The sequence below is a fragment of the Methanothrix harundinacea 6Ac genome (assembly GCF_000235565.1).
Taxonomy (GTDB): Archaea; Halobacteriota; Methanosarcinia; order Methanotrichales; family Methanotrichaceae; genus Methanocrinis; species Methanocrinis harundinaceus.
In genome coordinates, this window is sequence record NC_017527.1 from 709134 (window position 1) to 735751 (window position 26618).

The window sequence follows — 26618 nt, forward strand, 5'->3', positions numbered from 1 at the left end:
CCACCCCCCCCGTCTGGAGCCCTCCCTCTCGTCGATCCAAAGGGGCGTTGACGCCCCATCTTCAGCCCACGCCCAAGCGATCGGCCCTCTCGAAGGCCTCCTCTGCCTCCTCCACCCGACCGAGCCCTTCGAGGACGAGCCCCTTGTTGTGCCATCCCTCCCCCAGGTCCGGGTTGAGGGTCAGGGCCTCGTCGAGCCGTTCGAGGGCCTCCTCGTACCTCCCGAGCTGGTAGAGGGAGAGCCCCCAGTTGTTCCAGGCGTGGACGTAGAAGGGGTAGATCCTGACAGCCCTCTCACAGCACCGGGCTGCCTTATCGTACCTCTTCCTGTCGGCGAGGATCAGCCCCATGGCCATCCAGAAGTCGGAGTTATCGAGGATGAACCTCTTCGCCAAGGCCGCGGCGACCGCCGCCGCCAGGAGGAGGGCGAAGAGGGCGAGGAGGATTGGGTCCATATCTAGCCTTAGGGGCGCGACCTCCAATATACTTTCCTCCGGATCTCCTCTTCCCACGATTCCGCCCTCCCATCCTCTATCCCCCCTCCCTTCCCCCGAACCTCGACCCTCTCCTTCTGAAGGCCTCCTCCCTCCCGAGATCCTCCTCGGTGGGAGAGGTCGCAGATTTATATCGGCGGTAAGACAATCTTATTATGATGGGAAGATGATGCCGAAGAACCGCCTCCGCTCCGAAGAGGAGGGGCACCTCACCAGCCGAGGGTTCCACCTCCACGCTCACGGCGCCGCCGACCCCGCCCTCCTGGCGGCCGAGAGGGGGATTTTGGCCGTCAAGGTCTCCTTCATCGCCCTCCTGGCGACGGCCCTGGTCCAGGTGGCGATAGTCCTCCTCTCCGGGAGCGTCGCCCTCCTCGCCGACACCGTCCACAACCTCGGAGACGCGGCGACGGCCATCCCCCTATGGCTCGCCTTCCGGCTGGGCCAACGCCCCCCGACCGACCGGTTCACCTACGGTTACGGCCGGGCCGAGGACCTGGCGGGGCTCGCCATCGTCCTCGTCATCGTCGTGAGCGCCCTCTTCACCGGCTACGAGGCGGCGATGAGGCTCTTTAACCCCCGCCCCGTCGGCCACCTGGAGGCGGTGATCCTCGCCTCCCTCATCGGCTTTGCCGGCAACGAGGCGGTGGCCCTCTATCGGATGAGGGTGGGGAGGGAGATAAACAGCGCCGCCCTCGTCGCCGACGGCCTCCACGCCCGGGCCGACGGCCTGACGAGCCTGGCCGTCTTATTCGGCGCCTTCGGGGTCATGGCCGGCCACCCCCGGGCCGACCCCCTGGTGGGGCTTCTGATCGCCGGCGTCATACTCCAGATAGGCTGGAAGTCGGGGAGGGTCGTCCTGACCAGGCTCCTCGATGGGGTCGACCCAGAGGTCGCCATCGAGGTGAGGGAGGCGGCAGCCGGCGCCCCGGGGGTCGAGGAGGTGGCGGAGGTGAGGGTGAGGTGGCTGGGGATGAGGCTCCACGCCGAGATCAACGTCGTCGTCGACCCCGATATGACCGTCGAGAGGGGGCACCAGGTGGCCGAGGAGGTCGGCCATCAGCTCCACCACGCCCTCCCCTACGTCTCCAGGGCCACCGTCCACGTCGACCCGCCCCGGGCCCCCGGGGATGCCTATCATCGGCAGGCAGGCCGTCCCGGCGGGCCTTCCGGCCGCCGGCACCGCTGACGGTTAAAGGCTGCGGAAAGGGATAATAGCGGGAAGCCATAAAGAGAGCATCATGACCGAAGAGCTCTCTTTTTACAATGAGGTGGCCTGGGAAGGTGGGGCGGTGGGGGAGGTGGCCTTCCCCTCCGATCACCAGATAAAGGTCGCCCTACCGGCGGAGTTCGGCGGCGTCGAGGGGTTCCCGTCCCCGGAGGACCTCTTCGTCGCCGCCGCCAACGCCTGCGTCTTCACCACCACCCTCGCCGTCGCCGGGAGGAGGAACGTCCGACTCCGGTCCTACACCTCCGAGGCGGAAGGGGTCCTGGAGAGGCTGGGGGACGGGCGGGAGGTGACCAGGATCGATATAAAGGTCAGGGTCGCGGCGGATGAGGACCCCTCGGTCCTCACCGAGATCTTCTCGGAGGTGGCGGATAGGGTTCCTGTCATAAGGTCGATGACATCCTCGGTGAGCATCGATTTTGAGCTGGTGGGGCCGTGAGGACCCTTCCGCTCATCCTCGCCGCCTGGGCGATTCTGGCCTCGGTATTCGGGGCTGCGTCCCCTCTGGCGGCGTCTGCCGCAGACGCCTCCGACGAGGCGGCAGAAGATCCGGGCCGCCTCGACCTCCAAGTAGCCCTGGGCTTCGACATCTTCCCTGAAAGGTACACCTGCGACGGCGAGGACCTGTCCCCGCCGGTCGAGATCTCTGGCCTGGAAGGATCCGTGGCGTCTATCGCCATGATCCTGGAGGATCCGGACGCCCCCCGGGGGCCTTTCGTCCACTGGCTGATCTGGAACCTCGCGCCCCCGGTGTCGATCCCCGAGGGGATATCCCCCCTGGAAGAGGTCGCGGCGCCGGAGGCGCTCCAGGGGAGGAACGGCTTCGGGTCGATCGGCTACAGAGGCCCCTGTCCGCCGCCGGGGGACCCCCACAGGTACGTCCTGAGGGTCTTCGCTTTGGACTCCGAGCTCGACCTTCCGCCGGGCTCCGGGAGATCTGAGCTGGAGGCGGCGATGGAGGGTCGCGTCCTCCAGTCGGGCAAAGCCGCGGCCACCTATGGCGGGTGAAGCCCTCGCTGCCCGGGCGGTTTGGCTCGGATCCGGCGGGAGGCCGAGATCGGGCTATCGATCACCATCGAGGCGATCCCGGTTCGGACCCTGGCCCGCCGTCTCGGGATAGCGGCACCTGGGGCTGGGGATGAACCTGGGCACCTCATCCCGGTATTCCAGGTATGCCGCCCCGAACTTCTCGGCGAGGATCCTCTCCTCGTGGACCGATCCGAGGATGAAGTAGACGGTGGCGATGAGGTAGAGGACGAGGAGGTTATCGGTCATGATGGGGGTGAGCCAGAGGACGAGGAGGGCGAAGAGGAAGAGGGGGTTTCTCGTCCTGCAGTATAACCCCCGGACGATGAGTTTGCTTCCGCCGTCATCGGGGCGGATTCCCAAAAACTGGAGGGGTCCTGCCGCAAGGAAGGTCTTTGCGAAGGCGAGGGCGGCGATCCCCTGGCCCGCCACCATCCCCCACCGCCAGGGGGCGGGGACGGAGTAGAGGACCTCCCCCGGATTTAGATAGAAGAGGCGGAGGAGGGGGAGGAGGGTCGCGACAGCGACGAGGGTGAAGAAGAGGCGGTACCACCTCATGGCACCGTCGCCGAGGGCCCGGCGGGCCCTCCCCTTCGCCCAGAGGCTGGCGAGGAGGCTGTGAAGGGCTGCAAAGCCGACGAGGTATAGGGCGAGGATGAGGGTGGATATCGTGAACATGGGATTTGCCTCTCTGCCACCTATCCCATCAACCTTCGGGGCGGAGCCTTCCCCTCCAGGGTACGGCCCTCGGGACCCGCCTCTGATACGAGCGGTACTCGTCCCCGAACTGGGCGAGGAGCCTCCTCTCCCAGTGGAGGGACCCCAGGTAGAGGTAGAGGGTGACGGCGACGTATAGGATCAGGATGTTCGTCGTCATGAAGGGGGTCAGCCAGATGATCAGAAAGCCCGATAGGAGGAACGGATCTCTTATCCACCGGTAGACCCCCCTGGGCTCCAGGCCCTCCCCCCCGGCGGCCCCGGGCCCCAGAAGCTGGAGGGGCACCTTGAACCGGTGGGGGGCGTCGACGAAGGCCCTGACCGAGAGGAGCCCCGCCAGGAGCTGCCCTGCCACCATCGCCCACCGCCAGGGGGAGGGGACGATGTATAGGATCTTGCCGGGGAAGAGGTAGACGAGGTAGACCAGGGGCGCGATCATCACCAAGGCGGAAGCCGAGAAGATCGCCGGATACCACGGGTCCATCCGCCTTCCCAGGATCTTCGCGGCCCTCCTCTTGAAGGGGAGGCTGGCCATGAGGCTGTGGACGGCGGCGAAGCAGGCGAGGTAGAGGACGAGGAGGAGGGCGGAGTCGGTGGGGGACATCGATGGGTTATTTCGTCGGGATGGTATTTGGGGATGGTGGCAGGTAGATGAGAGGAGATAGGCCGAAGCACCAAGCGCGAGCAGGGTTATCGCAATTGATTCTGTGGATAGCCATAATAATGGCATCTATATAGTACACATATGTTATTACATCGGGAGCGCGGAGGGTCACGAATACCCCAACCTTTAGGTTGGGGATGAAGTGAACCCTCGCCCGGTATTCATATTTTCTTAGATTGATTAACAAGGCTGCTCCGGTAGCCGAAAGCAGAGTCACAATAATTTCTGAGGTGGAGATTTGGGCAAACGAAGACTCGACGATTTCGGATTCCGTCAAACCGGGGCGCGCGGCCACCCCGCCCTTTAGGGCGGGGTGGCCGCGCGCAGTTTGATTGGTTAAGGGAGAAAACGCGATGTAGTGGTAGGCTTGGTAGCAAGTCCTCTGAGCTTGGCCGGATTAAAATATTGCTGCGCAAATCTCAGGGTGGGCTTCGCTTTCATCTCAGGCCTAAAGATCGGGGATTTCCCGCTCCGCCCTCTCCCCTCCCGCGAGTTCAGAACTATAGGTGCGAAATGTGGGATATAAAATTAATTTATTCTATGAAGAGATTTTTTAATTTATTTTTATAATTTTCTCCAACTGCACTTTTCGGAAATTTGTCAATAAATTTTATGTATTGAATCTTTTGATTTGCACTTAATCCAGCATTTATAGTATCAATCAATATATTCTTATCAATATCATTAGTCTTTAATCTTATGACGGCTGCCGGTACAGTACCTTCCTCAGACTCTAAGCCAACGACTTCAACTTGCTCAACACATGACAATTTTTGGATCTTATGTTCAAGTTCAATAGTGTATATTCTTTCATTATTTCGGATGAAAGAATTATTCATTCTATCCTTGATATAGAAATATCCTTCTTCGTCTCTGAGTCCAAAATCATCGGAAAAAATAGTATCGCCAATAATATATATTGAGCTTAGATCATATCTTTTATTGTAGCCACTAAAAGCGCAATTCGTTTTTCCGGCTATGCGTCCTATTTCGTTGTCTGGCAGCTTATTATTATTTTCATCCATTATGAAATTATCATCACATAAGAAAGGTCTTCCTATAGAATTTGGCCTAATTTCAACGTCGCTTGCTTCAGTAATCGTCCCTAATCCTTCCGAATTTCCCCAAGATTCAATGATATCCACAGATAGTAAATCTCTGGTCTCTTTCTTTAAACCAAGTGGGACAGGTTCTCCCATTATTAGTATCTTATCACCCATATATATTCTCAGGTGATGGGACTTTATATAGGAAATAAATTCCTGTAATCCGCTGGGCGAAAAGAAAGAAATATCGATATTATTTATTTTCAAATATGAGCTTAAAATTTCAGATGAATGATTTCGAAAATTTACCACCGTTCCACCCGTCATTAGCGATGTCGAAGCTAGAACCAATCCTGCGGTTAAATAAGGCGGTATTGAGGTGTACAAACGAGTTTTTTTTGTCATCTCTAATTCGATGAACCAATGCATCAACTCACAAAAAATTGAGATATGTGATAGAATAATTCCTTTAGGAATGCTCGTAGTTCCAGATGTATAAACAATTCCCCAAGGATCATATGGATTTGGTAAAGACCAGCTTGCTTTAGCAGGTATTTTATCTAATTCAGATAAATATATCGTCATATTAGGTATATCAAGCTCTTTGATGATGCTATTACTGATTATTGAAGTCTCTTCATCAACCAATAATAATTTCGCATCACAATCCTGAACGCATGATCGAATATTTTCTATAGCCAGTTCAGCATTCATGATACAAGCTACATTATTGCTGCGTAATATGGAGATTAATGAAATAAAAAAAATTATAGGATCAGTTTGATAGATAGCGATCCGCTTATTTGAACCTTCATAGGCATTTAACCTTTGAGCCAAGGATTCGACAGCTTTATCTAGATCATTATATGTTATAGTTCTTGTCTCAGAAATGACCGCTGCTTTATTTCTGCAGTATTTCCCCCAATGCAAAATTGCTTGCGAAAGACCCATTCTAAAATTACCCGGATTACTCATAATATTCCCTCATATTTTTTCGCGGCAGGTTAATATCCAGATTCGACTCCGTACAACAGAATAAACTAATTCCTTTGTAAGGCTCCCTCAATCCCAGATCATCCTAATCAAGCTTGATAGCAGCACTCAATGAGTAGCAAACCAACCAATCCACAAATTAATAAATATAAAGCAAAAAATAAAAGTTATTACCGAATATTTATCAAATCTTCGAGATAAATTTATATTATTTTTAAAACTATACAAATAGTACGATATAGAAGATCCGACCATGGATAGAAATATTGTTACGATCCCTGCAAAAGTTATTGTGTCAGCTAAGGTCAAATAATTAACTGCTGGTTGCAAAGCCAGTACATTGTAATAATTGGCTACAGCTGCAAAAAGGGCACCAACACCAACTATAAAGCGAGGTGCAAAATTTGGTCTCAAAGTAAATGTAATCATTGCCACAGCAACTGCCACAAATAAGCCCTGGAACAGCTTGAAGTAAAATCCCCAGCCATCTCTCACTAATCCGATGCCTAGCCTAATTTGAGAATATGTTGAAGGCATTTGCTCTTGCCAAGGAGATCCAAAATCGGTTGGATATTTGTGATTTTCTACTATCGTAGGCAGGGATTTACTTTTATATCCTGGAATGTAAATTTCTTCGCTGCAGCTTGTGTTTTGAAGATTTTCAGGAATATATTGAAGCCAATAAATGGAACTAATACAATCTTCAATCTTGATTATCAGCTTGTGATTATCAAATGGATAAAGCATAACATCAAATGGTTGTATTATGCTTGCACTTATTTGATATTGTTCATAATTAGTATCATTTTCATGCAATTCAGCTTGTAGCTCCATAGAATTAATTTCGCCATTGATGATCTCCATACCCTCACCAGGAGCGACATCATCGCCTTTCCACTTGAACCAAACATAAAAGTCCACATCAAAATTAGATTCCTTCATAGAGAGACGAGAAATCTTGGTGATATAAGCCCCAAAGAGAACATCAGTATGAAGTGGTGTATCATTGCTACTTACTGGGACTAAATTCAAGTTAGTATGATCATTAGAAGCTATCTCATGGTGTTCGAACATCGAGGATATTGCATAACTCGCGATCGCGGTCAGGCAAATCAAGAAAATTATCCAGATGGGAATAACCAAGGGATAAATATCTCTCTTTTGAGTCATATCATTAGCTCATATCATCCTAGAAGATTTCACTCCTAATATGCATCGATCTTCTATTTATAGCCATCGTCCATCAACAGTTTTTTTATTTTTAAAAAATTTTATATAATTTAAAATAATTATATTACCTAAATCTCTGGGAGGATTGAGATCGTAAATGAGGCTGTAAAAATGATTGCTTAGGAAGGTCTTCAAGAGCCTCATGTTTGCCTGCCCGCCAGAATAGCGATAGAGAGAATGATAGCTACGCATTCATGGAGGATCAAAATTAGTGTCAAAGGCTGGAATAATCGCTGGGCATGAATTCCCGAACACCATAAGGCCCATCAATTTACTAGCGCTCAGCGCATTACATAGCCCCCAGGGGCCGGATCATGGGCCCCTCAGGCCCCTCTCCAGAGCCTGTCTTGTGTGCTCGATTAAGATCTCCACCACCCGGGGGGTATCTCCCATCCCATGTAGGTTTAAATCGACCTCGAATCCCGCCTCCTCGAAGGCGCTCTTCCAGGATTCGGGATCGTCCCCGGCCAGGTCTTTCGTGGCGTGGCCTCCAGCCACCAGGAGGAAGGGAAGGAGCCTCACCCTTCGGACGTCGGCCGCCTTCGCCTCGGCCATCACATCCTCCAGCCCCGGAAAGCCGTCGATCGTCCCCAAAAAGACGTTCCTGTGATCTCTCTTCAAAACCCGCGCCATCCGGGAGTAGGCGGCGTCGGCGGGGTGGGCGGTCCCGTGGCCGACGAGGACGACGGCCGTCTCCTCCGGGTTACGCTTCGAAGCCGCGCCCTCGCCCTCGCCCCCGGCGGTGGTCCGGTCGAACTCCGGGGCTAGGGCTTTTGAGACCGCATCGTAGTCCGGCCCCGATGCCAGGAGCGGCATCCCCATGGAGAGACTGCGGAAGCCGAGCTTCCCCCGGACGGTCCCCAGGGCGGAGACGAGGGCCGCCAATTCATGAAACTCCGATCCGGGGGCGACGTGCAGCGACTGGACGACTACGTCCTGGTAGCCGGCGTCGTGAAGCTTTGCGAGGGCCGTCAGGGGGCTGTGGACCGCCGTCCCCTCGCCTCCGGCGAGCCGTCGGCGGATGAAGCCGGCGGTGAAGGCGATGTCGACGGCCGGGGCTTCAAATTCACGTCTGTATACGGCTCTTATCCTTTCGTAGGTCTTCCTCGCTTCGAGGTCGAGGCTCCCATAGGCCACCAGGACGATGGCGGGCGGTTCATCGGCAGACAAATTCTCAGTCCTCCCATCTTAGAAATAGATGTATCCTAATAATTATAATAGCTTGTGGTTAAAATAGATGGAACAAGTCTCATTTATTCGTCCTGTTGTGCATCCAATCCAATTGTAATTCAATTGAATTATATAATGTTTAATTTCGGTTAAAACTACACATGATTTACATTACACCAAAAACTATAAGTTGATAAACCTAATTAATAAGCCATCGGCCATGATGGCCGATCGAGGAGGCAAAAATTTGGAGCACAAATCGATATTGTTGGTCGCCATTTATCTCTTGATGGCAACTGCATATGCTTATGAGGGGACGCCCCAGATAAGGCTCTTTATAGAAGGGCCGACAGATGAATTTTCAGGTACTGGCTGTACAGATTCGGTCTCGTATCTTATTAGGGTTTATAATATTGGAACGGATTCCACAGCGAGAAATTTGGATATAAATCTGTTTGGAATGAACTTGCAAGTGGCGGATTACCAGGATTGGCTGGGCAACATGGGGGCACCTTATATGGAAGTAACGGCTCCGGGTTCATCTTACAGTCCTGACTGGGCTATGACTTGGTATGTCGGAGATTTGAAATACGAAGAAGAACGGGACCTATTGGTTACTTTTTGTAAGTTGGACGATTTTACTACCATTAGTGGTAGCGCTTGGTTTGAGGGCGCGTTGGACGCCGTAAACGCGGAAAAAAGAGAATGGATGGCTGTGTAAATGAGGAAAAAAAGACTGTTATTAAAACGTCCCTTAAGCAAGCTTTAGCAAGAAGGTGTGAACTCATCTCAATTTGGTTTCGAAAGACCTCTGAATCATGAATTGGCGTCTAATCTATCTTCCGTATATTTAACGGAGGTCTCCAGATCGGAGGTCAATCGGAACAATCTGGATTTCTCTCAATTCTCGAAGGGACCATCTACCGTTCGCCCCTCAAAGATCTCATGGAAAGTTCTGGGGTACAGCGCCAGGATCTTCTTCTCGCCGATGGCGATGAATAAAACGTCCAGGGTCTCGTCCTTCGATCCGCCGTCCCTCCGGGAGGCGTTGATGTGGACCTTGATGCACTTTTCATCTCCTGCTCTGGCGGCAGCGGCGATGGTGACCAGCTCAGCAGTCCAGGCGTCCAGGCTCTCCGGCCGTAGGGCGTTGAAGTCCTTTGAGTCTCCTTCGGAATCTCCTCTCGCACGAAGTCTGCGCTCCCCTGGAACATTTAGATCAGATCGAGCTTTCCCGGCTTCATCGTTGTCGGCGCCTTTGGCGGATGATCAAGCTTATCCAGGGATTCTGTCCCCTAAGCTGATACGAATCCTCAATATCATCGACTCCGGATTAGGCGGTTTTCCTCTCGGAGCCGCTTCTCCTCCCTCTCCCTCCGCCTCGCGGCGGAGATGAGGATGGCGGCTCCGGCGGCGATCGACCCGAAGAGGGCGGCGAGGCCGAGGCCGATCTTATACAATGCTCCTCGGAAGAAGTCCGTCCCGATCGCCAGGACGGCCTTCGGCCCCTCCGATCCTGCGGGGTATCCGCTATCGATCCTGAAGGTGCCGGGGCGTTGGACCTCGAAGGTGGCGATCGACCTTCCCGAGCGGCCGGCGAAGTCGTAGGTGACCTCCCCTGCGGGGGGGCGGAGATCCACCCCCTCGCCGGAGGTGAGGTCGACGACCTCGATCACGAGCCCCGGCGGGACCCCCTCCCCTGCAGAATAAAATCGGCCATCTAAGAAGCTTCTGTTCTCGTAGTAGATGGTGTAGTCGCCGACCTCCTGGAGGTTGAGTTCGGAGGTCCCGGGAGCCTCGATTCGGGTCAAGCCGTCGCCGATCTCCGATATGGCCGAGAAGATCGTCCAGCCGAAGATGAACAGCCCCGCCAGGACCACCAGGGCGGCGAGGCCGAGATTCCGCCGATCGATGAGGGGGGAGGATTCCGCCATCTAATAAACACCAGGGGCGGGTATGTCGCAAGACCTATATAAAATATTTGAAGACTCCATCAGCCGACGAGATCGTAGTGTCTGTACCCGTCGCCGCCGATCCGGAGGAGGGCGAACTCCCCCGCCGGGGGGATGACGCTCTCCTGCCGCGTGCCATCGTGGAGGAGCTGGTAATCCTTAAGGCCGATCTCCACCCGATCCTCGAGCCGTTTTAGGATGCGGTCCCTGGCCAGGGACCGGACGCCCTCTCCGACCACCCCAGAGAAGAAGGCAGCAGAGCAGCCGCTCCCGTAGGAGCCGAGGCCGATCCGCGCTCCCGGGGTGAGGAGGTCCTGCGCCAGGAGGCTCGCCAGGCCCAGGTAGATCGAGCCGGTGTAGATGTTTCCGACGGCCGAGGAGATGAGGGTCGAGGGTTTGACCTTCCTCTCGTACGCCTCCAGAAACTTCGCCGACTTCGAGAACCTCCTCTGGTAATCGGCCGACTCCTTAGCCCCCTCTTCGCCTCCGACCTCCTCGGCCGCCGGCTCGGCCCCGATCTCCTCCTCTACCTCCTGCCACCGGGGAAGGGGCCGCCACTCCCGGCGGAAGAACGAGGCGGCGGCGTACTCCGCCATCCGGGGGTAGGGGATGTGGAATATGATCTGGCGGAGGTGGTCTGATAAGCACCCGCCTTCTCCTATGCGGATCATCCCCCGGGAAAGGGCTCTCCTCTGAAAGGAGGAGAAGGCTCCGTCCATCGCCGCCAGGTAGCACTGGTTGCTGTACTTCCCGTTGACGACGGCGCACCTCATCCCGACGGGCCGGAAGAAGTCGTTCTCGTCTCGAGTATAGACCCCCATGACGGGGTCGAGGGCGAGGATCCTCGGGTTTCTTTTGATCAAAAGGGCGACGGAGCCCGCCCCCTGGGTGTACTCGCCGGGGGAGCCGAGCTCGTAACGGGCAACGTCCGTCGCCACCACGATCCCCACCCTCCCCCGCCTCCTCCCCGGCCCGTCGGCGTCTTCGCCTCCTCCATCGTCTCCGGCCTTCAGCCAGCAGGCGACGCTCTCCAGGGCGTGAGTGGCGCCGATGCAGGCGGCCTTGAACTCGACGGTGGAGCACTCCGAGAAGGTGCCGGGGCCGTAGACCCGCTCCAGCATCCCGATGACGTAGGTACCGATCGCCTTCGCCTCATCGACCCCCGACTCGGTGCCGATGTATATCTTTCCCACCTCGGCGGGGCGGAGGTCGTTCTTCTCCATAAGCTCCAGGGTCGAGGCGGCGGCGAGGGTGGCGGCGTCCTCGTGGGCGTCGGGGACGGCCATCTTCTCGACCCCGATACCCCGGGCAAGCTTAGCGGGCTCGATCCCCCTCGCCCTCGCAAACTCGCCAGTGGTCGATATGAAGAGCTTTGGGAAGGCAGCGGCGATGTCGTCGATCCCGACGGCAGAGTTGGGCGAATCTATCATGGTGATCTCCTCGTATGGGCGGCATCTCCTCGGCGGTTCTCTTCGATGGTATTTATGGTCTGGGGTTTTCGGCAAGGGCTATATCCCAGGAGGTATCGACCTGGACCGAGGCGTTCAGATTGCTGGAAGAGATAGAGCAGCTTGCAAAAAGGCTTGACGCCCTCGGATCGAAGGACCGGATCGAGGCGGCGGCGCTGTTGAAAGAGTACGCCGGGGGCGAGATGAGCCTGGAGGAGGTTCACTATAGACTTCTGGACGAGGGGCTGATCCCGATGCCCGCAAGGTGCACCATGCGCCAGAAGCCGCCCATCACCCCCGAGGCGGAGGAGGCGGTGAAGGCCCTCATAAGGGAGAGGATCCCGGGCCGTTGAGGCCTCCGCCCCCCGGAGGTCCGGTTCCTTCTCGGCCCTCCTCCTGACCTGGCCCATCCCTGAATACGCTTCTGGGGGCTTTAAATACAATCCGATCGTAATTTTGTTCTGAGGAGATCGTCTTGGACGTTGTCAAGATCCCGAGGATGGATAAGGGGGAGCGCGACCGGCTGATCGAGGAGGAGCACCTCTGCAGGATAGCCTTCCGGGGGGATAGATACCCCCACATAGCTCCCTTCGTCTACTTCTTCGACGGACGGTTCATGTACTTCTTATCGACGAAGTACGGCAGCAAGATCGAGTTCTTCCGAAGAGATCCCCACGTCTCCGTAGAGGTGGAGCGGTACGCCCCGGACCTCTCCAGCTATCGGTTCGTCACCTTGCGGGGCCGCCTTGCCGAGGTCTCTGACCTCCAGGAGAAGAGGCGCGTCCGGGAGGGGTTCGTCGATCTGATCCGGAGAAAGGACCTCTCTTTAAACGTCCTCCTCGCCCTCGGCCACTCCCCCGAGGACCCCCTAGATTCGATCCTCGAGGAGGAGAGGTCCCTCATCTGGAAGCTCGCCGATGTCGAGAAGGTCGTGGGGCTGAAGGGCGGGGACGGGATCTGACCCTACCCCGAGTCCTCGAAGATCTGGGAGCGTATACCTCACCTCTCTAAATCCTCCCCTTTTTATTCCCAGGAGCCCTCCGCCTAAGCCAAGAAATCTTTATATATAAGTTGGCCGGAAGTCCCATTCTGGTAAACCCTCCCTCCCCGGGGCGGGTCCCGCCCTGGGGGAGATGATCTGGAGACTTATGGTGGATTTTATGAACCTCAGACAGCCAAACGCCAACGAAGCGATCGGGACCTTCAACCGGTCGAGGAACGTCGCCCCCATGTCCGGGATCTGCACCCGATGTGTCGACGGCTGCAGGGGCGGCTGTGACATCTGGTTATCCTCCTTCCGAGGCCGGGAGGTCCTCTACCCCGGCCCCTTCGGCGAGGTGACCGCCGGGGCTGACAAGGACTATCCCATCGACTACTCTCACATAAACATCCAGGGGTACGCCGTCGGCGCCCGGGGCCTCCCCCCCGGGATCGAGGGGAACCCCGACACCGCCGTCTTCAACGAGGTCGATACCGAGACCGAGTACGGCTGGGATAGAAAGGTGAAGATGAAGGTCCCCATATTCACCGGAGCCCTCGGCTCCACCGACATCGCCGGGGCGAACTGGGAGCACTTCGCCATCGGTGCCGCCATATCGGGGATCACCCTCGTCTGCGGCGAGAACGTCTGCGGCGTCGATCCGGAGCTCGTCCTCGACGGCAGGGGGAAGGTCTCCCGGTCTCCGGAGATGGACCGGAGGATCGAGACCTATAAGCGGTTTCACGAGGGGTACGGCGAGATCCTCGTCCAGATGAACGTCGAGGACACCCGCCTCGGGACCGCCGAGTACGTCTCGATGAGGCACGAGCTGGACACCCTGGAGCTGAAGTGGGGGCAGGGGGCAAAGTGCATCGGGGGCGAGATCAAGGTCCGGTCCCTGGAGAGGGCCCTGGAGCTGCAGAAGAGGGGCTACATCGTGAGGCCCGACCCCTCCAAGAGGGAGGTCCAGCAGGCCTTCCGGGACGGGGCGATAAAGGAGTTCGAGCGGCACTCCCGCCTCGGCTTCGTCACCAAAGAAAGCTTCCTCGAAGAGGTGGACAGGCTCAGGGACCTGGGCTTCAAGAGGATCACCCTCAAGACCGGGGCCTACTCCATGGCGGAGCTCGCCATGGCCCTCCGGTACGGGTCGGAGGCGAAGATAGACCTCCTCACCATAGACGGCGCCCCCGGAGGGACGGGGATGAGCCCCTGGCCGATGATGAACGAGTGGGGGATCCCCACCTTCTACCTCCAGTCCCTCGCCCGGGAGTTCGCAGAGCGGCTCGGAAAGAGGGGTATGAGGGTCCCCGACCTCGCCATCGCCGGAGGCTTCTCCTCCGAGGACGGGGTCTTCAAGGCGATCGCCATCGGCGCCCCCTACTTCAGGGCGGTCTGCATGGGCAGGGCTCTGATGATCCCGGGGATGGTCGGAAAGAACATCCAGAAGTGGATCGGCTCAGGAGAGCTTCCCAAGTCCGTCTCCAAGTACGGGACGACCGCAAAGCAGCTCTTCGTCACCTACGAGGAGCTGGCCGAGAAGTACGGAAGAGAGGTCGAGGAGATACCCCTGGGGGCGATGGGGATCTACACCTACGCCCAGAGGTTCCAGGTCGGCCTCCAGCAGCTGATGGCCGGGAGCAGGAACTTCAGCCTCAAGAGCATATCGAGAAACGACGTCATGGCCCTCACCGAAGAGGCGGCCCGGGTCAGTGGCATACCCTACGTCATGGACGCCTACCGGGACGTCGCCGAGGAGATCCTCGACGGCTGAGGCGTCCCTATTTGGCGGATGAGGGGATGGGGCCGGGATCGGCTCGACGGCCGAGCCGCCGAAGATCCCCCCCCGCTGCCAAATACAAATTTATTAATAAAGTATTATCTCTTTTATTCTCGTCCCTCCTCCGCCCCGCCATCCAGAATGCTTAAATATTAATTCCCGGCCAGGATGGTCCATTTAGTCATAAATAAATGTTACTCATAAGATTTAACTATGGGTTGCAGACATGGCCTTCCTCCTAACTCGTTGTGATCGATGGTTTGGCGGAAGCCAAGTAGGGTGATATAGGGATGGCAGAACTCAACCCATTTGAGATAGCTAAAGAGCAGCTGGATAACTGTGCAAAAATAATGAATCTGAGTGAGGGCGTCCGCGAGATGTTGAAGCACCCCATGCGGGAGCTTCACGTCTCCATCCCGGTCCGGATGGACGATGGAAGCACCAAGGTCTTCCAGGGGTTCCGGGTCCAGTACAACGACGCCAAGGGGCCGGCTAAGGGCGGCATCAGGTTCCACCCCGATGAGACGATCGACACCGTCAGGGCCCTCGCCGCCTGGATGACCTGGAAGTGCTCCCTCCTCGACCTCCCCCTGGGGGGTGGGAAGGGCGGCGTCATCTGCAACCCCAAGGAGCTCAGCATGACCGAGCTGGAGCGGCTCAGCAGGGGGTACATCGACCGGATCTGGCAGTTCATAGGCCCCGAGAAGGACGTCCCCGCCCCCGACGTCTACACCACCCCCCAGATCATGGCCTGGATGATGGACGAGTACTCGAAGATCACGGGGAAGAACGAGTTCGGCTGCATCACCGGAAAGCCCCTCTGCATAGGCGGCTCCTGCGGCCGAGACGACGCCACGGCCCGGGGCGGCATGTTCACCATCCGGGAGGCGGCAAAAGAGCTGGGGATCGACCTCTCCGGGGCTACAGTCGCCATCCAGGGGTACGGGAACGCCGGATGCCATGCCTCCTTCCTCTGCCGGGAGCTCTTCGGCTCCAGGGTGGTGGCGATCAGCGACTCCAAGGGCGGGATCTACAACAAGGACGGCCTCGACCTGGAGCTCGCCTGCAGCGTCAAGAAAGAGACCTGCACCGTCGTCAATTCCCCGAGGAAGACGACGGTCAAGATCACCAACGAGGAGCTCCTGGAGCTCGACGTCGACATCCTGATCGTCGCCGCCCTCGAGAACGTCATCACCAAGGAGAACGCCCCCAGGATTAAGGCGAAGATCGTCGCGGAGCTCGCCAACGGCCCCACCACTCCCGAGGCGGACGAGATCCTCTACAAGAAGGGGGTCCACGTCATCCCCGACTTCCTCTGCAACGCTGGCGGCGTCACCGTCTCCTACTTCGAGATGGTCCAGAACATCGACAGGTACTGCTGGGACGTCGAAGAGGTCCGAAAGAGGCTCGACGCCAGGATGACCCGGGCCTACCACTCCGTCCTCGAGACCTCAAAGGATTACAACATAAACATGCGCCAGGCAGCCTACGTCGTCGCCGTCGGCCGCGTCGTCGAGGCGATGAAGATCCGGGGCTGGATCGGGACCGACTGACCATCTCTCTTCTCAACAGCCAGAGGGGAAAAAACGGGACGGCTCGGAAGATGGTCGCCGGGGAGGGTCCGATCCTCCCAATTTCTCTTCTTTTTTCCGTCTCGCTTCGCCACCTTCGCGCCGGACAGGCTGGAGGAATGGGCGTTCCTGATGGGGATAATATATCATTTTCCCCTCAAGTTCCGCCGCCGGGGTCGAATTTTTCCATCAGACGGAGAACTGATATATTGATGGAACGACCACGCCTAATAATTGTTAAAGTTCGTGACGGAGGAACGTAAGATGAAACTGAACCTTACCGCCGAGATATGGGAGGGGGACCGGTCTTACATCTCAAAATGCCCGGAGCTGGGGATCTCAAGCATAGGCGCCACCCCCGAGGAGGCCCTCGGCCGGCTGGAGGAGGCGGCCTGGTTCTACCTCGAGGATGCCGAGAGCCGGGGGGTCCTCGGCGACGTGGAGTCGGCTGCGATCTCCCCCCACAAGTTCGCCACGAGGATAGAGCTGGTAAGATGAGAGTTCTGACCAGAAAGATCTCGGCTCTATTTACATTATGAGACGGCCTAGCTGGAGCAGGCAGCCTTCTTCTTATTCTTCTCCTCGGACCTCCCCAGGGTGGGGTTCAGAGCCTGGGGCGCCAGCTCCACCAGCCTGTGCCAGTTATCCCTCTCCCAGAGCATGTGAGACCGGTCCTCCTCGGGGATGAACTGGCGGAGCCGGAGGGCGAGGGTCTCCCAGTTGACCTGGTGGCCGTCGAAGTCCGGGCCGTCGACGCAGGCGAACTTCGTCTCTCCCCCCACCTCGACCCGGCAGGCGCCGCACATCCCGGTCCCGTCCACCATCAGGGGGGTGAGGCTGACGATCGTCTTGACCCCGAAGGGCTCGCTCGCCCTCGCCGCCTCCATCATCATGAAGGGGCATCCGTGGACGAAGATCCGTTCGATCTTCTCCTCCGCAAGCCTCCGCTTGATGAAGTCGTTCGTCCATCCGGCATCGCCACAGCTTCCGTCCCCCGCCAGGATAACGACCTCGTCGCTAGCCTCCCTCAGCCTATCCTCCCAGAAGATGAACTCCCGGCTCCGCCCCTCCACCGCCGTAATCACCCGGTTTCCCGCCTCCTTGAGGGCCTTTATCAGGGGCATGGTGGGGCCGATCCCGAAGCAGCCGCAGGCGCAGATCACCGTACCGAAGTTGCCGACCTCGGTGGGGGTCCCCAGGGGGCCCGCCAGGTTGAGGACGGAGTCCCCCACCCGCAAGGTTCCGAGCTTCATGGTGGAGGTCCCCAGGACGTAGAAGACGATCTCGATCGTCCCCTCTTCAGCGTCCCAGCCGGCGAGGCCCATCGGTACCCTCTCGCCCGTCTCGTCCACCCTGATGATCACAAACTGGCCGGGGCGGGCGGCCTTGGCGACCTTGGGGGCCCTGATCTTCAGGTAGATGATGTTGGGGACGAGGGCCTCCTTCTCGACTATCTGGTACATCTTCAATCACCAACCGCTTTGGATAGGCTGACGGCGCAGACCTTCAGCTCGGGGATCTTGGCGACGGGGTCTAGGGCCGGGTTTGTCAGGACGTTGGTGGGGGTCTCGGCGAAGTGGAAGGTCATGAAGACGACCCCCGGCGAGGACTTCTCCGTCAGCCTCGCCTTCGCCCTCACCTTCCCCCTCCGGGAGGAGACCTCCACCAGGTCTCCGTCCCCGATCCCCAGGACCTCCCCATCCCCGGGGTTTATCTCCACCAGCTCCTCGCCCCGGAGGTAGTTCAGCCCCGCCACCTTCCTCGTCATCGTCCCGGTGTGGAAGTGGCAGAGGACCCTCCCGGTGGTGAGGATGAAGGGGTAATCCCCGTCGGGAAGCTCCGCTGAGGGGCGGTAAGATAGGGGCGTGAAGAGCCCCTTCCCCCGGGTGAACCCGTCTTTGTGGAGGTACCTCGTCCCGGGGTGGTCGGGTCCGGGGCACGGCCACTGGAGCCCAGCTCCCGCGATCCTCTCGTAGCTGATCCCGCCGTAGCTGGGGGTGAGGGAGGCGATCTCCTCCATGATCTCCGAGGGGTGGGAGTAGGAGAACTGATCCGGGTACCCCATCCTCCTCCCGATCTCCGAGATGATCCTCCAGTCGGGCCTCGCCTCCCCCGGCGGCGGGACCGCCCGCCTCACCCTCTGGACCCGCCGCTCGGTGTTGGTGAAGGTCCCGTCCTTCTCGGCGAAGCTCGCCGCCGGAAGAACCACGTCGGCATGCATCGCCGTCTCCGATAGGAATATCTCCTGGACGACGAGGAAGTCGACCTTCTCCAGGGCCTCGACGACGTGGGTGGAGTCGGGGTCGCTGATCTGGGGGTTCTCGCCGATGATGTACAAGACATCTACGCCCCCGGCGTGGATGGCGTTGAAGATCTCCATGAGGGTGAGCCCCGGCCGCTTGGGGAGCTCTCTATCCCAGCGGGCCTCAAACTTCCTCCTCAGGTCGTCGTTCGTCACCGCCTGGTAGCCGGGGAGGACGTTGGGGAGGGCACCCATGTCGCACGCCCCCTGGACGTTGTTCTGGCCCCGGAGGGGGTTTATGCCGCTGGAGGGCTTTCCGAGGTTTCCGGTCATCATCGCCAGGTCGGCGAGGGCGAGGATGTTCTCGGTCCCGTGGGAGTGCTGGGTTATCCCCATGGAGTAGACGATAGACGAAGGGCCGTTTGAGGCGTAGATCCGGGCCGCCTCCTCGATCAGACCGACCTCTACGCCGGTGATGGCGGCCGCCTCTTCCAGGGTGACCCCGGCCAGGGATTCCCGGAACTCCTCGAACCCCTCGCACCGCTCCCCGATGAACTCCTCGTCGAGGAGCCCCTCCTCCAGGATCACCTTGCAGAGGGCGAGGACGAGGGGGACGTCCGTCCCCGGGGTCTGCCTCAGCCAAACGTCCGCAAATTTACAGAGCTCGATCCACCGGGGGTTGGCGACGATGATCTTCGCCCCTCTCCTCTTCGCCTCCTTGATCCTGAGGGCGATGACGGGGTGCTGCTCGGTGGTGTTCGACCCTATGATCAGGATGCACCCCGCGTCCGCCAGCTCCTCGATGGAGTTGGTCATCGCCCCGCTCCCGAAGGCCGTCGCCAGGGCGGCGACGGTGGAGGCGTGGCAGAGGCGGGCGCAGTGGTCGACGTTGTTCGTCTCCATCACCAGCCGCGCGAGCTTCTGGGCGAGGTAGTTCTCCTCGTTGGTGCATTTGGCGGAGGAGAGGAGGGCGAAGCGGTCACCTTTGGCGCGGGAGAACCTCTCGACGACGACCGAGAGCGCCTCCTCCCAGGTGGCGGGGACGAGCTCCCCTCCCTTCCGGATGAGGGGGGTCTTCAGACGCTCCCGGCTCTCGACGAAGTCGAGGCCGAACCTCCCCTTGACGCAGAGCTGGCCGCGGTTCGGGGTCTCGCCCCTCTTCCCCCGGATCGTGACGATGTGTCCGTCCAGAACGCCGAGATCCATGACGCAGCCGACGCCGCAGAAGGGGCAGACGGTGGTGACGGTCTCCTCGGGCCTCCCCCACCTCTCGGCCCTGGCGAAGAGCGCCCCCGTAGGACAGACGTCGACGCAGGCGCCGCAGAACTTGCACTCCGACTCGAAGAGGGAGACCGGTCCGATGGTGTGGTGGTGATGGTAGTTGACGTCGAAGGTGAGGACCCCCTCCCCCCTCACCTCCTGGCAGGTCCGGACGCACCGGCTGCAGAGGATGCAGAGGTTGTAGTCGCGGTCGAAGAAGGGCTCCCGGAGGACCGGCTGGTTTCGGTAGCTCGTTTCGTACCTGATCCTCTCCAGGCCGACGTACTCCACCACATCCTGCAGCTCGCACCGGCCGTCGTTGGGACAGTACTTGCACCCCACCGCCGCGGGAAACTTCCTCATGCACTCCCGGAGGTCTGAGCACTCCTCCTTCCGGTCGCAGAAGAGGCAGCTCGTCGGGTGGTGGGTGAGGGCGAGGATCAGCTCCAGGGCGGATCGGCGCATCTCCTGGAGCTCCTCCGTCCTGGTCAGGACCACCATCCCCTCCTCGGCCAGGGTGGTGCAGGAGGTGGGGCGGAGGCTCTCTCCCTCGATCTCGACGATGCAGAGTTTACACGATCCGATGGGCGTCAGGTCCGGATGGTCGCATAAGGCCGGTATGTAGATCCCGGCCCCTCGGGCAGCTTCCAGGACCGTAGCCCCTCTCCTGGTCCTGACCTTCCGTCCATCAATGGTTAGGGCGATCTCGTCCACTTTCACCACCGCTCAGTTTTAGGAGTTCCGTCGTCATATTTCTAAGTTGCTCTCGATTTTCCGCTTGAAATGGAACTTCTAGATGGTGTATTTGAATCAAACGGGGCGACCGCCGCCTTGATGGATAATATATATGTACTGATGGGCCGGAAAGATCTCTCCGCCTCGTTCGGGCCTCCTCCAAAAGAGTTTAGACCGGTGGCGATCGAGGGACGCCGGAAGGCGAAAACCGAAAAGATTTAAATATCCTGGATTAGGTTGAATGCCACAGCCCATCGAAGGGAGGATTTCGATGGCAGCAAGCCAGGGGGCCCCATCTTATCGCCGCTTTCGTCTAGGCAAAGAGGGCTCCCACGCCGAAGGTGACGGCGCTGGGAAGGCGTCATCCGAAGAGCCGGGAGAGCATCAGGATATCGAAGCGGGATAAGATGTCTGATAATAAGAAGAAGCTGAACCTGAACCGGGTATCGATGCCCAAGCAGTCTCCAGAGGAGCGGCGGCATAACTTCTCCGAGGTGGCTCTCGGCTACGCCGAGGATCAGGCCGCAGAAGAGGCCGATAGGTGCATCCAGTGCAAGAACCCGAGATGTATGGAAGGCTGTCCAGTGGGGATAGATATCCCGGCTTTTATAAGGGCGGTCCGGGATGGCGAGATGGAGGATGCGGTCCGGATCATTAAAGCCAAAAACAGCCTCCCCGGGATATGCGGACGGGTCTGCCCCCAGGAGGTCCAGTGCGAGAGCCGGTGCGTCCTGGAGAAGAAGGGCGCCCCCATCGCCATCGGCCGTCTGGAGAGGTTCGTCGCCGACTGGGAGTCGAAGAACGCCCTCCCGGATCGCCCCCGCCGGTCGGCGGAGTTTCAGGCGGGAAAGAGGGTGGCGGTCGTCGGCGCTGGCCCCGCGGGGATCACCGCCGCCGCCGACCTTGCCAGGATGGGCCACCAGGTCACCGTCTTTGAGGCGCTCCACGACGCCGGGGGGGTTCTGATCTACGGGATCCCGGAGTTCCGCCTCCCCAAGGCGATCGTCCGGTCGGAGGTCGAGTACGTCAAGAGCCTCGGGGTCACCTTCGAACTCGACTCGGTGGTGGGGAGGCTCGTCCAGGTCGATGAGCTCCTGAAGAACGGCTTTGACGCCGTATTCCTCGGGATCGGCGCCGGAGCGCCCCGCTTCCTCGGCGTCCCCGGCGAGAACCTCAACGGCGTCTACTCCGCCAACGAGTACCTCACCCGGGTCAACCTGATGAAGGCATACCGGTTCCCCGAGTACGACACCCCCATCAGGCAGGGGAAGAGGGTGGCGGTCGTCGGCGGCGGGAACGTGGCCATGGATGCGGCGAGGTGCGCCGTCAGGCTGGGGGCGGAGGAGGTCCACGTGGTATACCGCCGGTCGGAGGCGGAGATGCCGGCGAGGCTCGAGGAGATCGAGAACGCCAAGGAGGAGGGGGTGATCTTCGACTTCCTGACGAACCCCACCCGGTTTGTAGCAGACGACCGGGGTAGGGTGGCGGGGATGGAGGTGGTGAGGATGGTCCTCGGCGAGCCGGATGAGAGCGGTAGGCGCAGGCCCGTTGTCGAGAAGGGCTCCGAGCGGATCGTCGACGTCGACACCGTCATCATCGCCGTCGGGACCACCCCAAACCCCCTCCTCCCGGGGAACACCCCGGGGCTCGAGACGACCCGGTGGGGCACCATAGTCGTCAACGACTCCGGGAGGACCTCCCGGGAGGGGGTCTGGGCCGGAGGGGACATAACCACCGGCGGCGCCACCGTCATCAGCGCCATGGGCGCCGGGAAGAGGTCGGCCGAGGACATCGACCGCTGGCTCCGAGAGGATGGCCCTTGGTCCCGCTGACCGCCCATCCGGCCGGGGCCGTTGCTCCAGCCGAGGCGGGACCTCTCAGCCCCTCGAGCTCGGCCGGAGGTTGGACCGAGGCTCCGGGGGCCTACAGCCTTCATTTTTAAGATCCGTCTTTGAGATGAGATAGATTTCAGGGAGAATGATCGATGGGATTCAAATCGCCAAAGGAGACGACCTGCTCGGTCGACAACATCGGATGCAACAAGATCGGTATGGCCATGGGACCTCTTCTCGCTCTCGGTTTTCTCGCCGGAGCCTTCATCGCCTTCGGAGGGCTCCTGGCGGTGATCGTCGGCGGGGGGGTCCCCGATATCAAGCTGGCAAATCCCGGCTTGCAGAAGTTCATCTTCGGGGCCGTCTTCCCGGTGGGGCTCATCCTGGTGGTGGTGGCGGGGGCAGAGCTCTTCACCGGCAACACCGCCTGCTGCGTCCCGGCGGTCCTATCCGGGAAGGCCTCCTGGTCGGGGCTCGCGAGGAACTGGACGTTCTCTTACGTCGGGAACCTCATCGGCTCGCTCTTCGTCGTCCTCTTCCTCACCTATATGACCGGCCTCTTCGCCTCCGATCCGTGGCTTTCGAGCATCACCGGCATCGCTGAGGCGAAGGTCTCCCAGGGGTTCTGGCCCCTCTTCTTCAAGGGGGTCGGATGCAACTGGCTCGTCTGCCTCGCCGTCTGGCTCGCCATCGCCTCCGACGACGTCGCGAGCAAGGTCTTTGGGGTCTGGTTTCCGATCATGGCCTTCGTCGCCATAGGGTTTGAGCACAGCGTCGCCAACATGTTCTTCATCCCCGCGGGGATCATGTACGGGGCCGCCGTCACCTGGGCCGACTTCTTCATCGCCAACCTCATCCCCGTCACCCTGGGGAACATCGTCGGCGGCGCCCTCTTCGTGGGGGCGATCTACTGGTACATTTACGACCGTTAGGGTCGAAAGAAGCTTTGATGGGGCGGTTTTATGCCGGAGGCTCCCGGAGCCCCCGGCCCCAAGGCCCCTCCGAGGGCCTCAGCCTCAGGGCGGGGAGAGCCCCATGGGAGCGATCCTCTCCTCCAACCTCGGGAGGTTGAGGGAGAGAAGAGCTGAGTAAAATGTCTTTACATCACGTCCGGACGCCGATGACGTTCTCGCAGCAGTCGTCGCCGGAGCACATGCACTTGGTGTACCTAAAGGTGCATCGGGGGTTGAGGTTCTCTACGGCGGACCTGACGTACTCCTGGCAGGTCGCGGACAGCTCCCCACAATCTGCTCCTATCTCCATCGCTTCCTTCAGGAGGGGGCAGCCGGTGATCTTCATCACCACCTCCCCGCCGGAGGAGCCCGAGACGACCCAGGAGAAGTTGGGGCCGTAGATCACGTTCGATACGACGCAGAAGACCTCGCCCGCCTCAGAATCTCCATCCCAATCTATCAAATCTCTTGCCTGCATACATCACCGCCTCTTGAAGTTGTTTTGGAGTCGGCTTAATATGTATTTGTTTGAGATGTTTTCACAATTTTTATGAAATTTTAAGAATATATCATAATGGCAGGGGAGGATCGACCGCCAGGACGGCGAAGGGCCCAAAGAGACGATAGCCGAAAGAGATTCATATCATAACATCGACATATTAGTGGAGATGTAGGATGGAAGTGATCGTCAAGAGGTCGCCCCGGCGGAGGAAGACCCTCCAGGCCCGGATGGTGGAGGGCACCCTGGTGGTGATGGCGCCGGCGGCCATATCGGACCGGGAGCTGGCCGAGCACGTATCGCGGTTCAGGGCGAGGATGGCCCTGAAGATGGGGGAGAGGGACGACGCCCACCTGGCGAGGAGGGCCGATCACCTGAACCGGAAGTACTTCGACGGCCTCCTCCGCTGGAGGGGGATCTCCTACTCCGACCGGCAGATGAAGAGGTTTGGGAGCTGCACCATCGAGGACGGGACGATCAGGATCAGCTCCCGGCTGAAAGACGCCCCCCAGTGGGTCGAGGACTACGTCGTCGTCCACGAGCTCGCCCACCTCCTCGAGCCGAGCCACGACAAAAGGTTCCGGGAGCTGGTGGGCCGCTACCCCCTGACGGAGAGGGCGATCGGCTTTCTCTTCGCCCTCGACTGGATGGAGCGGCGAAAGGGGAGGGAGGGGCTCACTCCAGGGCTATCATGACGCTCGTCGCCTTGACGACGACCAAGACCTCCTTTCCCTCCGAGAGCCCCAGCTCCTCGGCGGACCTCTTCGTGATCACGGAGACGATCTCCTCCCCGCCGGATAGCTCCACCACCACCTCGGCGCTGACGACGCCGTAAGTCACCGACTTCACTCTGCCAGAGAGGACGTTCCTTGCGCTTATCTGCATCTGATATCACCTCCTTCAATTATCTGATATCGAACTTTTTATAGATGCCGATCTCACCACCTCTGGGTATTGATACCCCACCGGTCGGGGGAGGGCGGATGGTATCGAAGAAGAAGCAACCAAAAAAGAGGGCCCACCAAGATGGGAGATGCGATCGTCGCCCCCACCTCTCGCCCTCCCGGGAAGCAAACCAGCGAGACCGACCCGAGAGGCGGAAAGGGTTTCGATGCTCGCAGAACCGGGCCCGCGTATCCGGCGACAGTCGGGGCGGGAGAGGTGGAGAGGGGAGGATCACCGCCCCGCCAGCGTCTCGCCCCCATCCTCACTTCAGATCGTACTTTCCCCCAGCTTGCGGCACGACGACCTCGGCGTCGAACTCGCTTCTTATCGCCTCGGCGAAGGAGCGGCTCGCCTCCGGCTCCCCGTGGTTGATGAAGACCTGCCTGGGGAACTCTTTGAAGGAGCGGAGCCAATTTAGCAACCCCGTCCGCCCCACATGGGCCGAGAAGGCGTCGAGATATTCGACCCGGGCCCGGACGTTCCAGTCCCTGTTCATCATCCTGATCTTCTTGGCGCCGTCGAGGAGCATCCGGCCGGTGGTACCCTCCGCCTGATAGCCGATGAAGAGGACGGTGGATTCTCTTCGGCCGATGTTTTGGGCAAGGTGGTGGACGACCCTGCCGCCGGTGCACATCCCGCTGGCGGAGATGATGATGTGCGCATCTTTCATATCGTTTATCGCCTTCGACTCCTCCCTCGACCTCACATACTCGATCCCCGGAAAATCGAGGGGGTTGTCGCCGGATGAAAGGAGGCGGAGCGTCTCCTCATCGAAGTACTCCGGGTGGCGGCTGTAGATCTCTGTAGCCGAGATGGCCATGGGGCTGTCTACAAAGGTCTTTACCCCCTCGAGCCTTCCCCTCTCGGCGTAGTGATTCAGCTCGTAAATTATCTCCTGGGTACGGCCGACGGCAAACGCCGGGATGACGACGTTTCCGCCGCGGTCTATCGTCTCCAGGATCACCTCCATCAGCCTCTTGCCCCGATCGGCCATATCTCCATGATCCCGGTTCCCGTAGGTCGACTCAATCACCAGCCAGTCTGCCTCCTCCACCCTATCGGGATCCCGGAGGAAGGGAGCGCCGCGCCGCCCCATATCCCCGGTGAAGAGCAGCCTCCGTCCGCCGACGGAGAGCTCCACCATCGCCGATCCGATGATGTGGCCTGCGTCCAGGAACCTCGCCGAGGCGCCTCCGATATCCTGGACTTTATAATAATCGACGGGCTTGAACCGCCTGAGAGCGTAGGAGACGTCTTCATCCGTATAGAGGGGAGGTCGGGGCTCGCCATTTCGCTGGTCAGGATGGCGGCTTTCCCGGTCAGCCTCTTCTTTCATCAGGTAAGCGGAGTCCTTGAGCATGATCTCGCAGAGGTCTTCGGTGGCGGGGGTCGAGTAGACCTCTCCGGAGAACCCCTCCTTGACGAGGAGGGGGATTCTCCCGCTGTGGTCGACGTGGGCATGGGTGAGGATTAGCGCCCCGAGAGAGCGGGGATCGTGCCCGAACCCCCCCCGGTTCCGATCCGAATCGCGCCCCTGAAAGAGGCCCGCATCCACTCCGACCCGGATATCACCGGCGTCGAGGACTGTGTGGGAGCCCGTAACGCCGGCGGCCGCCCCGTAGAAGTGAAGCTTCATAAGGAAGTCAAAAGCGTCATCTCCAGATTAAACTTCCGGAGAGTGAGATTTTAGCTGGTCAATTAAATACCACCAGCCATCTTCGCTCCGATCTCTGCCGAGTCAGCCCCCAGGTCAGTTCCTCCGCCTTCCCAGAGCCGAGGCCCTAATCCCGCCCTCCCGAGAGAAGGACCGCCCCTCTATCGGGCTTAACTATTTTTATCTCCCCTTCCAAACCTCGGAGAA

Annotated in this window: 26 protein-coding genes and 1 pseudogene; 13 read left to right on the top strand and 14 right to left on the bottom strand. The window is 59.2% G+C overall.

Annotated elements, in window-relative coordinates:
• Positions 1–61: 61 nt before the first annotated feature.
• Positions 62–454: a tetratricopeptide repeat protein gene (locus tag MHAR_RS03475; RefSeq protein WP_143763261.1), complete on the bottom strand. Its 393-nt coding sequence runs from the start codon at positions 452–454 to the stop codon at positions 62–64.
• 205 nt (positions 455–659) lie between these two features.
• On the opposite strand from MHAR_RS03475, the gene MHAR_RS03480 reads away from it, so the two are divergent.
• Genes MHAR_RS03480 through MHAR_RS03490 form a run of 3 tightly spaced genes read left to right on the top strand, consistent with a single transcriptional unit; the run spans position 660 to position 2726 of the window.
• The gene (locus MHAR_RS03480; protein ID WP_014586236.1) at positions 660–1679 is read left to right on the top strand and encodes a cation diffusion facilitator family transporter; all 1020 of its coding nucleotides are present in this window, start codon (positions 660–662) and stop codon (positions 1677–1679) included.
• Between the two features lie 52 nt (positions 1680–1731).
• Positions 1732–2157, top strand: coding sequence for an OsmC family protein (locus tag MHAR_RS03485; protein ID WP_014586237.1), 426 nt, complete (start codon positions 1732–1734; stop codon positions 2155–2157).
• Positions 2154–2726 carry a YbhB/YbcL family Raf kinase inhibitor-like protein gene (locus MHAR_RS03490; protein ID WP_014586238.1) on the top strand — a complete coding sequence of 191 codons (573 nt, stop codon included), beginning with the start codon at positions 2154–2156 and terminating at the stop codon, positions 2724–2726. The genes MHAR_RS03485 and MHAR_RS03490 overlap by 4 nt, the downstream gene beginning before the upstream one ends.
• Before the next feature lie 54 nt (positions 2727–2780).
• Here MHAR_RS03490 and MHAR_RS03495 read toward each other — a convergent pair whose 3' ends face one another.
• The 5 genes from MHAR_RS03495 to MHAR_RS03510 all read right to left on the bottom strand — a co-directional run bounded on the left by MHAR_RS03495 (position 2781) and on the right by MHAR_RS03510 (position 8564).
• Positions 2781–3422, bottom strand: a complete 642-nt coding sequence (locus MHAR_RS03495; protein ID WP_014586239.1) for a methyltransferase family protein — start codon at positions 3420–3422, stop codon at positions 2781–2783.
• A gap of 28 nt (positions 3423–3450) precedes the next feature.
• Positions 3451–4065, bottom strand: a complete 615-nt coding sequence (locus MHAR_RS03500) for a methyltransferase family protein (RefSeq protein ID WP_014586240.1) — start codon at positions 4063–4065, stop codon at positions 3451–3453.
• Between the two features lie 593 nt (positions 4066–4658).
• A complete protein-coding gene (locus tag MHAR_RS12800; RefSeq protein WP_081472258.1) occupies positions 4659–6146 on the bottom strand; it encodes a class I adenylate-forming enzyme family protein in 1488 nt (495 codons plus the stop codon).
• 126 nt (positions 6147–6272) lie between these two features.
• Positions 6273–7334, bottom strand: a complete 1062-nt coding sequence (locus MHAR_RS13210; RefSeq protein ID WP_143763262.1) for a hypothetical protein — start codon at positions 7332–7334, stop codon at positions 6273–6275.
• A gap of 372 nt (positions 7335–7706) precedes the next feature.
• Positions 7707–8564 (bottom strand): sirohydrochlorin cobaltochelatase, encoded by an 858-nt coding sequence (locus tag MHAR_RS03510; RefSeq protein WP_014586242.1) that lies wholly within the window; start codon positions 8562–8564, stop codon positions 7707–7709.
• Between the two features lie 247 nt (positions 8565–8811).
• On the opposite strand from MHAR_RS03510, the gene MHAR_RS03515 reads away from it, so the two are divergent.
• The gene (locus MHAR_RS03515) at positions 8812–9285 is read left to right on the top strand and encodes a hypothetical protein (protein WP_143763263.1); all 474 of its coding nucleotides are present in this window, start codon (positions 8812–8814) and stop codon (positions 9283–9285) included.
• A gap of 179 nt (positions 9286–9464) precedes the next feature.
• On the opposite strand, the pseudogene MHAR_RS14180 reads toward MHAR_RS03515, so the two are convergent.
• The 3 genes and pseudogenes from MHAR_RS14180 to MHAR_RS03525 form a co-directional block, all read right to left on the bottom strand.
• A pseudogene (locus tag MHAR_RS14180) lies at positions 9465–9707 on the bottom strand (carboxymuconolactone decarboxylase family protein); the annotation flags it as partial.
• A 176-nt stretch (positions 9708–9883) separates the two neighbouring features.
• Complete coding sequence (locus tag MHAR_RS03520) at positions 9884–10498, bottom strand: hypothetical protein (protein WP_014586243.1); 615 nt, start codon at positions 10496–10498, stop codon at positions 9884–9886.
• 59 nt (positions 10499–10557) lie between these two features.
• Positions 10558–11946, bottom strand: a complete 1389-nt coding sequence (locus MHAR_RS03525) for a hydroxymethylglutaryl-CoA synthase family protein (protein WP_014586244.1) — start codon at positions 11944–11946, stop codon at positions 10558–10560.
• Positions 11947–11960: 14 nt separating this feature from the next.
• Between MHAR_RS03525 and MHAR_RS03530 the strand changes: the two genes are divergently transcribed.
• From MHAR_RS03530 to MHAR_RS13615, 5 genes are all read left to right on the top strand, one after another.
• Positions 11961–12317, top strand: a complete 357-nt coding sequence (locus MHAR_RS03530) for a hypothetical protein (protein ID WP_014586245.1) — start codon at positions 11961–11963, stop codon at positions 12315–12317.
• A gap of 122 nt (positions 12318–12439) precedes the next feature.
• A complete protein-coding gene (locus MHAR_RS03535) occupies positions 12440–12925 on the top strand; it encodes a pyridoxamine 5'-phosphate oxidase family protein (RefSeq protein WP_014586246.1) in 486 nt (161 codons plus the stop codon).
• A 199-nt stretch (positions 12926–13124) separates the two neighbouring features.
• Complete coding sequence (locus MHAR_RS03540; RefSeq protein ID WP_048144804.1) at positions 13125–14714, top strand: FMN-binding glutamate synthase family protein; 1590 nt, start codon at positions 13125–13127, stop codon at positions 14712–14714.
• 296 nt (positions 14715–15010) lie between these two features.
• Complete coding sequence (locus tag MHAR_RS03545; protein ID WP_048144320.1) at positions 15011–16273, top strand: Glu/Leu/Phe/Val family dehydrogenase; 1263 nt, start codon at positions 15011–15013, stop codon at positions 16271–16273.
• A gap of 282 nt (positions 16274–16555) precedes the next feature.
• Positions 16556–16789, top strand: coding sequence for a type II toxin-antitoxin system HicB family antitoxin (locus MHAR_RS13615; RefSeq protein ID WP_014586250.1), 234 nt, complete (start codon positions 16556–16558; stop codon positions 16787–16789).
• Positions 16790–16836: 47 nt separating this feature from the next.
• On the opposite strand, the gene MHAR_RS03555 is transcribed toward MHAR_RS13615, so the two are convergent.
• Positions 16837–17754, bottom strand: coding sequence for a sulfide/dihydroorotate dehydrogenase-like FAD/NAD-binding protein (locus MHAR_RS03555; protein ID WP_014586251.1), 918 nt, complete (start codon positions 17752–17754; stop codon positions 16837–16839).
• Between the two features lie 2 nt (positions 17755–17756).
• A complete protein-coding gene (gene fdhF / locus MHAR_RS03560; protein ID WP_014586252.1) occupies positions 17757–20507 on the bottom strand; it encodes a formate dehydrogenase subunit alpha in 2751 nt (916 codons plus the stop codon).
• A gap of 69 nt (positions 20508–20576) precedes the next feature.
• Between fdhF and MHAR_RS13620 the strand changes: the two genes are divergently transcribed.
• The 3 genes from MHAR_RS13620 (at position 20577) to MHAR_RS03570 (ending at position 23292) form a co-directional block, all read left to right on the top strand.
• Positions 20577–20750, top strand: coding sequence for a hypothetical protein (locus MHAR_RS13620; protein ID WP_187287848.1), 174 nt, complete (start codon positions 20577–20579; stop codon positions 20748–20750).
• 185 nt (positions 20751–20935) lie between these two features.
• Complete coding sequence (gltA, locus tag MHAR_RS03565; RefSeq protein ID WP_048144805.1) at positions 20936–22360, top strand: NADPH-dependent glutamate synthase; 1425 nt, start codon at positions 20936–20938, stop codon at positions 22358–22360.
• Positions 22361–22512: 152 nt separating this feature from the next.
• Positions 22513–23292 (top strand): formate/nitrite transporter family protein, encoded by a 780-nt coding sequence (locus tag MHAR_RS03570; protein ID WP_014586254.1) that lies wholly within the window; start codon positions 22513–22515, stop codon positions 23290–23292.
• A 172-nt stretch (positions 23293–23464) separates the two neighbouring features.
• Here the strand turns inward: MHAR_RS03570 and MHAR_RS03575 are convergent, their stop codons facing one another.
• On the bottom strand, positions 23465–23791 hold the full coding sequence (locus MHAR_RS03575; protein WP_014586255.1) for a hypothetical protein: 327 nt from the start codon (positions 23789–23791) through the stop codon (positions 23465–23467).
• A 197-nt stretch (positions 23792–23988) separates the two neighbouring features.
• Here MHAR_RS03575 and MHAR_RS03580 point away from each other — a divergent pair, with 197 nt between their 5' ends.
• A complete protein-coding gene (locus MHAR_RS03580; protein ID WP_014586256.1) occupies positions 23989–24507 on the top strand; it encodes a M48 metallopeptidase family protein in 519 nt (172 codons plus the stop codon).
• Here the strand turns inward: MHAR_RS03580 and MHAR_RS03585 are convergent.
• Positions 24488–24697 carry a TOBE domain-containing protein gene (locus MHAR_RS03585; protein ID WP_014586257.1) on the bottom strand — a complete coding sequence of 70 codons (210 nt, stop codon included), beginning with the start codon at positions 24695–24697 and terminating at the stop codon, positions 24488–24490. The genes MHAR_RS03580 and MHAR_RS03585 overlap by 20 nt on opposite strands.
• 322 nt (positions 24698–25019) lie before the next feature.
• Complete coding sequence (locus MHAR_RS03590; protein WP_014586258.1) at positions 25020–26393, bottom strand: MBL fold metallo-hydrolase RNA specificity domain-containing protein; 1374 nt, start codon at positions 26391–26393, stop codon at positions 25020–25022.
• Positions 26394–26618: the final 225 nt, after the last annotated feature.